Source organism: Streptomyces malachitofuscus, assembly GCF_055571035.1.
Genome location: NZ_JBVIGA010000005.1, coordinates 377,045 through 386,553, shown reverse-complemented (window position 1 = coordinate 386,553; position 9,509 = coordinate 377,045). Strand labels below are relative to the sequence as shown.

General features: G+C 70.3%; 8 protein-coding genes and 1 rRNA gene. 2 read left to right on the top strand and 7 right to left on the bottom strand.

Annotated features, from left to right (window positions below):
* A 5S ribosomal RNA gene (rrf, locus tag ACZ44S_RS10275) occupies positions 1-92 on the top strand; the annotation flags it as partial.
* A gap of 48 nt (positions 93-140) precedes the next feature.
* Here the strand turns inward: rrf and ACZ44S_RS10270 are convergent.
* Positions 141-812, bottom strand: a complete 672-nt coding sequence (locus ACZ44S_RS10270; protein ID WP_466926662.1) for a response regulator — start codon at positions 810-812, stop codon at positions 141-143.
* Positions 809-2,116 carry a sensor histidine kinase gene (locus ACZ44S_RS10265; protein WP_466926660.1) on the bottom strand — a complete coding sequence of 436 codons (1,308 nt, stop codon included), beginning with the start codon at positions 2,114-2,116 and terminating at the stop codon, positions 809-811. The genes ACZ44S_RS10270 and ACZ44S_RS10265 overlap by 4 nt, the downstream gene beginning before the upstream one ends.
* A 94-nt stretch (positions 2,117-2,210) precedes the next feature.
* Between ACZ44S_RS10265 and ACZ44S_RS10260 the strand changes: the two genes are divergently transcribed.
* Entirely contained in the window at positions 2,211-2,765 is a 555-nt protein-coding gene (locus ACZ44S_RS10260; protein ID WP_466926658.1) for a GNAT family N-acetyltransferase, read from the top strand.
* A gap of 13 nt (positions 2,766-2,778) precedes the next feature.
* On the opposite strand, the gene ACZ44S_RS10255 is transcribed toward ACZ44S_RS10260, so the two are convergent.
* Genes ACZ44S_RS10255 through ACZ44S_RS10235 form a run of 5 tightly spaced genes read right to left on the bottom strand, consistent with a single transcriptional unit; the run spans position 2,779 to position 9,437 of the window.
* On the bottom strand, positions 2,779-4,323 hold the full coding sequence (locus ACZ44S_RS10255) for a type VI secretion protein (RefSeq protein ID WP_466926655.1): 1,545 nt from the start codon (positions 4,321-4,323) through the stop codon (positions 2,779-2,781).
* A 10-nt stretch (positions 4,324-4,333) separates the two neighbouring features.
* On the bottom strand, positions 4,334-5,743 hold the full coding sequence (locus ACZ44S_RS10250) for an ATP-binding protein (RefSeq protein WP_466926652.1): 1,410 nt from the start codon (positions 5,741-5,743) through the stop codon (positions 4,334-4,336).
* A gap of 13 nt (positions 5,744-5,756) precedes the next feature.
* Complete coding sequence (locus tag ACZ44S_RS10245; protein ID WP_466926650.1) at positions 5,757-7,316, bottom strand: SCO6880 family protein; 1,560 nt, start codon at positions 7,314-7,316, stop codon at positions 5,757-5,759.
* On the bottom strand, positions 7,313-8,644 hold the full coding sequence (locus tag ACZ44S_RS10240) for a hypothetical protein (protein ID WP_466926647.1): 1,332 nt from the start codon (positions 8,642-8,644) through the stop codon (positions 7,313-7,315). Before ACZ44S_RS10240 ends, ACZ44S_RS10245 begins: the two co-directional genes overlap by 4 nt.
* Positions 8,634-9,437, bottom strand: a complete 804-nt coding sequence (locus tag ACZ44S_RS10235; RefSeq protein ID WP_466926645.1) for a DUF8175 domain-containg protein — start codon at positions 9,435-9,437, stop codon at positions 8,634-8,636. Before ACZ44S_RS10235 ends, ACZ44S_RS10240 begins: the two co-directional genes overlap by 11 nt.
* Between the last annotated feature and the right edge of the window lie 72 nt (positions 9,438-9,509).

Genomic DNA, 9,509 nt, shown 5'->3' with positions numbered 1-9,509 from the left:
CGCCCGGTTACATTCCGAACCCGGAAGCTAAGCCTTACAGCGCCGATGGTACTGCAGGGGGGACCCTGTGGGAGAGTAGGACGCCGCCGAACAATTGTTGGGAAAACCCCGCACCTTACCGGTGCGGGGTTTTCTGCGTTTCAGGACGGCTCCACCAGCTTTGTGTCGTAAGCCAGGATCACCGCCTGGATGCGGTCCCGCGAACCTGTCTTCGCGAGGATCCGGCCCACGTGAGTTTTCACCGTGGACTCGGCCAGGTGGAGGCGGGCGGCGATCTCGGTGTTCGTCCAGCCCTTGCCGATGACCGTGAGGATCTCGCGTTCCCGCTCCGTCAGGGCGGACAGACGTGCGTCGTCGCCGACCACGTCCCCCGTGCTGTCGCCGGCCGGCAGATGCTGGGCGTAGGCGTCGAGGAGGCGGCGGGTCAGGCTGGGGGCGACGACCGCGTCCCCGGATGCCACGGAGCGTATGCCGGAGAGGAGTTCCTCCGGCTGGGCGTCCTTGATGAGGAAGCCCGACGCACCCGCGCGGAGGCCCGCGTGGGCGTACTCGTCCAGGTCGAACGTGGTGAGGATGAGGACGCGGGTGCGGTCGCCGGCGGCGACGATGCGGCGGGTCGCCTCGATGCCGTCCAGGCCGGGCATGCGGATGTCCATCAGCACCACGTCGGGGTGGAGCTCCGCCGTCATGCGGATCGCTTCGCTGCCGTTCGACGCCTCGCCCAGGACCGCGATGTCGTCCTGGCTCTCCAGGAGCATGCGGAAGCCGAAACGCTGGAGGGGCTGGTCGTCTGCGACGAGGACGGTGGTCACTGCGGTGTTTCCTCCGGAAGATGCAGGTGGACACGCCAGCCCTGCTCGGGGTGCGGGCGTGGGCCGGCTTCAAGTGTGCCGCCGTACAGGGCCGTTCGCTCACGCATTCCGGGGATGCCGCGGCCGTCGGACGGTGTGGGGGACGGCCGGCCGTTTCCGGTGTCGGTGATGGTGACCGTGACGGCGCCCCTGTCGCCGTGAACGATGGTGATCTCCGCGCTCGTGCCGGGGCCGGCGTGCTTGAGGGTGTTGGTGAGGGCTTCCTGGACGACTCGGAAGACGGTGAGTTGTCGGCCCGGGGGGAGGGTGGGGCGCCCCTCGACCGTGCTGTGGACGGGCAGGCCCGCGGTGCGGACGCCGTCGATGAGCTGGCCCAGGTCGGTGAGGCCGGGCTGGGGGGTTCGTGCGGCGGGGAGGGCGCTGTCGTCGTCGCGGAGGACGTCGAGGAGACGGCGGAGTTCACCGAGGGCCTGGCGGCTGGTGGTGCCGATGGCGTCCAGGGCCTGGGCGGCGCGTTCCGGGGACTTGGTGGCCGCGTATTTGCCGCCGTCGGCCAGACCTGTGATGACGGACAGATGGTGACCGATGATGTCGTGCATCTCGCGGGCGATGCGGGCGCGTTCGGCGGCGGTGGCGATGCGGGCCTGCTGGTCGCGTTCGATCTCCAGGCGGCGGGCCCGGTCCTCGAGGGCCTCCGTGTAGTTCTGACGGGTGCGGACGGTGATGCCGATGAGGACGGCCACGCCGATGGATGTCACGTGCGAGCCGATCTGCTGGCTCCACTCGCCCTCGCCGAACCGGACCGCCGAGACCGCCACTGGGACGAGCATCAGGGCCGACGCCCACCACAGGTGGCGCAGGGGCAGCCGCAGGGTGATGTGGTAGAGGACGACGAGCTGGAGCAGGGCCGCCTGGAGGGTGGCGCCGGACCAGCCGTTGACCACGGCGAACGGGGCCATGGTGAGCAGGACCGCCGCCGGGTGTGTGCGGCGCAGGAGGAGCGGGGCGGACAGGCCGAGGCTCAGGACGAGGAGGAGCGCGTCGGGGGTGTCCGGGGCGTGGGTGACGGTGCGCCAGCCGCCGCCGGTGACGTCGATGAGGGCGGCGGTCACCCAGAATCCGGTGAAGGTCAGGTCCCACAGCAGCGGGTGGCGCCGGTCGAGGGCACGCACCCGCTGGTTGAGCCGTTGCATGTACTGGATGAGGGGTTCCGTCGTCCGTGCCCCCGTCGGAGACTCCCGCTCGTTCGTCACGCGGTCCATGGTGGCGGGTGCGTCCGTCGGGGAGAGCACGAGGGGTTGCATGGTTGCATGCTCGTCCGCGCGGGGGCGGCGGGCGTCGGACCGTGGGCGGTATTTCGGGTGAGGGCGGTGGTACCCCGGTACTACGGTGGCGGCCATGACTGCCATGCCCATCGATGACTATGTGATCAGGCCGGTGCGTGCCGAGGAGTGGGCCGCCTCGCGGGAGCTGCGGCTGACCGCGCTGCGGGACCCGGTCGCGCACATCGCCTACATGGACACCTACGAGGAGGCCGTGGCCCGGCCGGACTCCTATTGGCAGGAGCGCACGGCGAACGGGGCCCAGCAGTTCATCGCCGAGACGGCGGACGGGAGCTGGGTCGCCAATGCGGCCGTGCTGATCGAGGAGGCCGGTTCGACGGACTGGACCGGGTCCGTCGTCGCGCGGCGGCAGGGGCACCTGGTGGGTGTGTACGTGGATCCCCGGTACCGGGGGAGCGGGCTGGCGAAGGCGTTGTTCGAGACCGCGCTGGAGTGGGCGTGGGGGCGCGGGGCGGAGCGCGTGCGGCTCCTGGTGCACGCGGACAACGCGCGGGCGCTGGGTGCCTACCGCAAGGCGGGTTTCGTCGACACCGGGGTGACCATGTCGCTGGGGGACGAGCCGGACGATCTGGAACTGGAGCTGGCCGTGGAGCGGCCGGTGTCGGACTAGTCGGGCCGGTGGGTCAGACCGGGAGTTCGTCGTGCGGCCAGCGGGCCCTGCCCTGTTCGCGGGAGCGGAGCAGGGCCAGCGTGGGCAGGCCCCGGTCGGTGCCGGTGGCGAGGAGCTCCGGGAGCTGGGGGAGCGGGGCCACGGCGGCCACGTCGTCCAGGACCAGGGTGAGTGGTGGGTCGAGCCGACCGGAGGATGACCGTTCGGCCATGCGCCGGCCGTGCTCGACCACGTGTGAGGCGAGCGCCGTCAGCAGGGGCATCGCGCCCGGGCTGGTGCGGGGGTCCTCGATGGATTCACCCACGACATAAAGCGTGCCCCCTTCGTCGATGAAGGAATCCAAGGCGAGGGCATCATTTCGGTTGGGAGTGCAGGCCTCGCGGACGTTGACCGTGGAGAGGGCGGACAGGGCCCGGGTCGTGAGCTGCTGGGCCATGTCGCGGCGGTCGGGGTGCGCGGTGAGGGCCGCTTCGAGTTCGCCTGCGGAGCCGGGGGCGGCCTTGGGGTTGGTACGGAGGATGCGTACGGCGTCGTGCACCTGGATGCCCTGGGCCCAGCGGTGGACGTGGCGGATGGTGCGTCCGTCGACGGCCGCGGCGTGGACGTAGCTGCGGAGCAGCGTCTCGGCGGTGTCGGCGACAGCCTGGTCGAGGCGGGAGGAGGGGCGGACGGGAGCGAGGAGCGCGGCCGCGCGGGCGGTGGCCGTGTGCTTGTCCTCGCAGCCGGTGGTGGGGGACCAGTGGAGGCGCGCGGGGGTGTCGCAGAGGTGGGTGGGGTCGTAGAGGTGGGTGGGGCCGAGCTTGGCGCGGGCGTCCTTGGTGTCGTGCCAGAGGGTGGGGTTGGAGGTGAGGACCAGCGCCGGTCCTGCGGCGTCCCGTATGGCCTGGGTTGCGGTGGTGTGGCGGGTGGCCGGGGGGCCGTAGTGCAGTCCTGCGCCTTCGGTGCGGGGTGTGCGCCACGCGTCCGCCGGTGCGCCGTGGGGCAGGGCGGTGGGCGTTGCTTCCTGCGGAGCGGGTGACTGCCCGGGTGCCGGTAGCGGCTCCGAGGCCTTCTGTTCGGGTTCTCTTGGGGTCGGTACCTCGTGGAGCTGCTTGGGGGCCGGTTGCGGCTCCGGTTCGGGGTGGTGTGCCGGCTCACGGTGCCGTTCGGGTTCCGGCCGGGGGATGCCCGTCGCGCGTTCCGTGCGCCGTCTCGCCCGTACCGCTCTCCAGCGGGCCACCGTGCCCACGACGAACACCATGAGGACGGTCAGGATCATCAGCTGGCCGATGAACAGGCCCCAGAAGAGGCCGTATCCCGAGAGATCGGCCTCCGGCGCGTCCGGCCAGGCGGCGGGGAGGTCCTGCGGTTCGGCGACGAGGTGGCGCACGGCCACCGGGGTGCGGGTGAAGGTGACGCCGGACGGCCAGTGGCCGTGGGCGAAGAGGCCCGCGAGGCCCGTGGCCGTCCACACCATGGTGGTCAGGCCGATCAGAAAGGCGAGAATGCCGATCAGCAGCCCGTCGGGGATACCGCCCTGGCCGGTCCGGCCCTGCTCACGGTGATCGTCCGGTCTCACGCGTTTCCCCTTACGCCACCGTCGATTCGGAGTCGCCGACGTGCTGTTCCACGAAGGCCGCCGCCCGTTCCTCCGCCTCCCGTTCGGCGGCGCGCAGGGCGTCGTCGGTGAGGTCGACCGAGGATTCGGTCATGGCGCGGTCGGTGAAGACCAGCGGGCGTTCGGTCTCCGTGACCAGGTGTTTGACCACTTGGACGTTGCCGTTGACGTCCCAGACCGCGATGCCGGGGGTGAGGGTCGGGATGATCTCCACGGCCCACCTGGGCAGGCCAAGCACCCGGCCGGTCGCCCTCGCCTCGTCCGCCTTCTGGGCGTAGATGGTCCGGGTCGACGCCATTTTCAGGATGGCCGCCGCTTCCTTCGCCGCCGCCCCGTCCACCACGTCGGACAGGTGGTGGACGACCGCGACGAACGACAGACCGAGCCGCCGGCCGAACTTCAGCAGCCGCTGGAACAGCTGGGCGACGAACGGGCTGTTGATGATGTGCCAGGCCTCCTCGACCAGGAAGATGCGCTTCTTCCGGTCGGGGCGGATCCAGGTGTGTTCCAGCCAGACGCCGACGATCGCCATGAGGATGGGCATGGCGATGGAGTTGCGGTCGATGTGGGACAGGTCGAAGACGATGAGCGGTGCGTCGAGGTCGATGCCGACCGTCGTCGGGCCGTCGAACATGCCGCGCAGGTCACCGTCGACGAGCCGGTCGAGGACCAGGGCGACGTCCAGCCCCCACGCCCGTACGTCGTCTATGGCGACGTTCATCGCCTCCGCGGACTCGGGTTCGGGATGACGCAGGCGCTCGACGATGTCCGAGAGGACCGGCTGGCGTTCGACGATGGTCTCGTTGACGTAGGCGTGCGCGACCTTGAGGGCGAAGCCGGCGCGTTCGTCCAGGCCGTGGCCCATCGCGACCTCGATGATCGTCCGGAGCAGCGCGAGCTGGCCGGTGGTGGTGATCGACGGGTCGAGGGGGTTGAGCCGGATGCCGTGGTCGAGGGCGGCCATCGGGTCGAGGCGGATGGGAGTTATTCCCAGCTCCTGCGCGACGAGGTTCCATTCGCCGACGCCGTCCTCGCCCTGTGCGTCCAGGACGACGACCTGGCGGTCGCGGAAGCGCAGCTGGCGCAGGACGTAGGTCTTCTCCAGGGCCGACTTGCCGTTGCCCGACTCGCCGAGGACCAGCCAGTGCGGGGCGGGGAGCTGCTGGCCGTAGAGCTGGAAGGGGTCGTAGATGTAGCCCTTGCCGGAGTAGACCTCGCGGCCGATGATGACGCCGGAGTCGCCGAGGCCGGGCGCGGCGGTCGGCAGATAGACCGCCTGTGCCTGGCCCGTGGACGTGCGCACCGGCAGCCGTGTCGTCTCGACCTTCCCGAACAGGAAGGACGTGAAGGCGTCGGTGACGACGGACAGCGGATCCCGCATATCGGCTCAGCCCCTACCTTCGAATGCCGGTGGCGAACGGGAGTGTGTTCACGAACGCGCGGTGGTGCTCGCGGTCGCACCACTCCAGCTTCAGGTACGACTTTCCGGCCGACGCCCGTATGGTCCGCTTGTCGCGGGCCAGGGCCTCGGGTGTGCGGGAGGAGACGGTGATGTAGCCGACCAGGTTGACGCCCGCGGCGCCGCTGGCGAGGTCCTCGCCGCGTTGGTCGAGGCGGCTGTGCGCGGCGATGTCGCGCGGGTCGACGGTGCGGTTCATCTTGGCGGCGCGGGACGCCTCCGCCTCGTCGTTGGTCTTCTCGGTCAGCATGCGCTCGATGGCGACCTCGGTGGGTTCGAGGTCCATCGTGACGGCGACCGTGCGGATCACGTCCGGGGTGTGGACGAGGAGCGGCGCGAGGAAGTTGACGCCGACGGGGGTCATCGGCCACTCCTTGATCCAGGCCGTGGCGTGGCACCAGGGGGCGCGGGTGGCGGACTCGCGGGTCTTGGCCTGGAGGTAGGTGGGCTCCATGGCGTCCAGCTCGGCCGGCCAGGCGTTGCGCTGGGTCATCGCCTGGATGTGGTCGATCGGGTGGTCCGGGTCGTACATGGAGTGGATCAGCGAGGACAGTCTGCTCTGGCCGAGCGGCTGCCGTACGCGGATGTCGGCCTCCTGGAGCCGGGAGCAGATGTCGGTCAGCTCACGGGCCATCACGACGGCGAGCCCCGCGTCCCGGTCCACCTTGCCGCCGCCCTGGCTGCGCATCGCGCGGGCCATGGTGTTGGCCTCGGCGGCGAGCTCCCGGTTGAAGTGCATGCAGGCGACGAGGTAGGCGCGGTGCTGCTCGCTGCTGGTGGACACCATGGACTGGAGCTGGTCGTACGACTGCTGGAGCCACGGCGGGGCCTTGTCGTCCCCGCGTACGGAGACGTCCTTGGCGTGGGCGTCGGGGTCGGCGGGCAGGGTGCGGGCCAGCATCTGAAGGCGGGTCACGAAGCCGTCGCCGTTGGCGACGTGCTTGAGGAGTGTGCCGAAGCGGTCGACGAGGGCTTCCTGGTCCTCGGAGTCGCGCAGGCCGACGCCCGGCCCTTCGATCTCGATCGCGGCGGTGACGGTCTTGCGGTCCGCGTGCAGCAGTACGGCGATCTCGTCCGGGCCGAAGGGGGCGGCGAGCCAGGTGATCCTGCCGATGCCCGGTGGCGGCCCGATCTCCACCTCGCGGCCGTCCAGGCGGGTGCCGGCCTCGACGGCGCCGGACCGGTAGGTGGTGCCGCGGCGCACGGTGCGTTTGTAGCTGCGGTTGATCTCGAACCACTTGTAGAACGTGCGGCCCCGGTAGGGCACGTACACGGCGGCCAGCGCCAGCATGGGCAGGCCCGCGAGCAGCACGATCCGCACGGACAGGACGGGGACGAGAAGCCCGCACATCATGCCGAGGAACGCGCCCAGGACGATCAGCGCGATCTCTCCGGTCTCGCGATTGCGGCCGACGATCGCGTTCGGCCGGGCGCGGCCGATCAGATACGTACGGCGGGGCGTGACCGGATGGGACAGGTGGGACTCGGTCGTCAACGCCCTTCACCTCCCGTGCGGTTGCTACTGCTGTTGCGGGTGCTGCTGGCGTGGGGGGTGTTCACCGGGCTGCCCGAGCGGGGCGCGGGGGCGGCGGAGGGGACAGTTCCGCCGCCGTTCGACGGGCGCGAGCTGTGTGCGGCGACTCCGCCGGAGGCGGGGTTGGAGGGGCGCGGGCCGGAGGACTGGCCGCTACCGCCGTTGTTGTCGGTGCGGGAGCTGTGGGTCTTGATGCCCTGTGCGACGAGGGTCGCCGGGGAGCTGATGACGGCGGCGGCCTTGCCTTCGGCGCTCTGCATGATGCGGTTGTTGCGGGAGCCGGCGATCTCGTCGCCGAAGCCGGGGACGAAGCGGTAGATCATCGCGGAGGCGAAGATGGCGAGCAGGATGATCGCCAGTCCGGAGACCACGGCGGAGAAGGCGTCGGGTCCGTCGTCGGCGGACAGGGCCCCGGCGAGGCCGAGGACGATCACGATGACGGGCTTCACCAGAATCACCGCGATCATGATGCCCGCCCAGCGGCGGACGTGGCCCCACAGGTTCTTGTCGACGAGGCCCGCGTAGACGACGGTGCCGAGGAGGGCGCCGACGTAGAGCAGGGCGGCGCGGATGACGAGCTCGAGCCAGAGGACACCGGCGGCGACGATGGAGACGAGCGACACGACGATCAGCATGATCGGTCCGCCGCCGATGTCGTCGCCCTTCGCCAGCGCGCCGGAGAACGTGCCGAAGAACGTGTCCGTCTGGTCACCGGTCGCCTTAGCGAGGACCTCGGTGACGCCGTCGGTCGCGGAGACGATGGTGTAGAGGATCAGGGGCGTGAAGGCGGAGGCGAGGACGGTGAGCCAGAGGAAGCCGATCGCCTCGGAGAGTGCGGTGGTGAGGGGGACGCCTCGCACCGCGCGCTTGGCGACCGCGAGCAGCCAGAGGAGGAGGGTGAGGATCGTCGACGCGGCGAAGACGACGGCGTACTGCTGGAGGAACGTGTCGTTGGTGAAGTCGACGTTCGCGGTCTCGTTCACGGCGTCGCTGAGCTTGTCGATGGTCCAGGAAGCGGCGTCGGCGCAGCCCTGGGCGAGGGAGGCGAGGGGGTCGAGGGTGGAGCTGGGGTCGTTGAGCGTGCTGGAACCCCCACCGCCTTCACGCTCCTGGCCGCGTTCGCAGTAGTCCTTGGCGGGGCCGTGAATCAGGTCGCAGGGGTCGTTGCTGTCCGTCGGCGTCGGCGTCGGCGTGGGAACGGCGACGGCCCGCGTGGCGAACAGAACGGCTGTCGTCTGTACGGCCGCAAAGGCACCCGTCAGTGCCAGCAGGCGGCGGTTAGCGGGCATACGTGAACCCTCCGTACTCCTGGACGGCTTTGGCCATCTCGTCGGCGCTGGAGGCCCGCTCGTCGCCGGGAACCGGTGTAGGGCCGTCCTTCTGAGAGTGGGTCACGATCCTCCAGTCGTCGTTGGCCCACTCCAGCTGCATGGTGATGGTGAACCAGCTGCTGGTGACCGGATTCGTGGAGGTTTCGCCGGCGAGGCCCAAGAGGCCGCTGCACCAGACCTCGACCGTGGCGGTGTCAGTGGATGACTTGGTGACCTTGGTGCCGATCGGGCTTGTGCGGGAGACGAACGTGAGGCCCTTCGGCGTGGTGCCGTCTTCGTTCAGGCCCACGTTCTTGTTGAACTTCGGCGTGTACGCCTTGTCCAGGGTCGACTCGAAGTCCGCCACCCGGGCGGGAATGATGATCGACTGGAGGATCGCGTCGCGTCGAGTCTTGTTGAACATTTCGGCGGAACCCAAGGCCACCGCATAGTTCGCCGCCGCGCTCTCCGCCCCCTGGCGGTCGTGGGCGAAGCCCGAAGGGATGCCCGCGGCCTTCGCGCTCACCGGCTTCTCCCCCGAAGGGGCCGTCGCCGCCGACTTGGGAGAGTCGCCCGCTCTCTCCTCCGGGCCGGAATCGTCGCCTCCACGGTTCGCGAAGGCGATCGCGGCGATGAGGAGGACCACCACGCCGACCACCGTGACGAGGCTGCGCGACGACGAACGGCCGCCTCTGCGCGCGCCGCCGTACGGGTCGCCGCCTCCTTCCGGCAGGCGGGTGCGGGTCTGGCCCGTGTCGTCTCCGAGACTCATGCCGCGTACGCCCCCTCAGCGTCGTGCGGAAACACCTCGTACTCCGGGTACTCCACGTACGACGGTAGCCGT

Bases quoted from the DNA above. Each gene is read 5' to 3' on its own strand.
- ACZ44S_RS10260 (WP_466926658.1), top strand. From the start codon at position 2,211: ATGACTGCCATGCCCATCGATGACTATGTGATCAGGCCGGTGCGTGCC.
- ACZ44S_RS10265 (WP_466926660.1), bottom strand. From the start codon at position 2,116: ATGCAACCCCTCGTGCTCTCCCCGACGGACGCACCCGCCACCATGGAC.
- ACZ44S_RS10250 (WP_466926652.1), bottom strand. From the start codon at position 5,743: ATGCGGGATCCGCTGTCCGTCGTCACCGACGCCTTCACGTCCTTCCTG.
- ACZ44S_RS10240 (WP_466926647.1), bottom strand. From the start codon at position 8,644: ATGCCCGCTAACCGCCGCCTGCTGGCACTGACGGGTGCCTTTGCGGCC.
- ACZ44S_RS10235 (WP_466926645.1), bottom strand. From the start codon at position 9,437: ATGAGTCTCGGAGACGACACGGGCCAGACCCGCACCCGCCTGCCGGAA.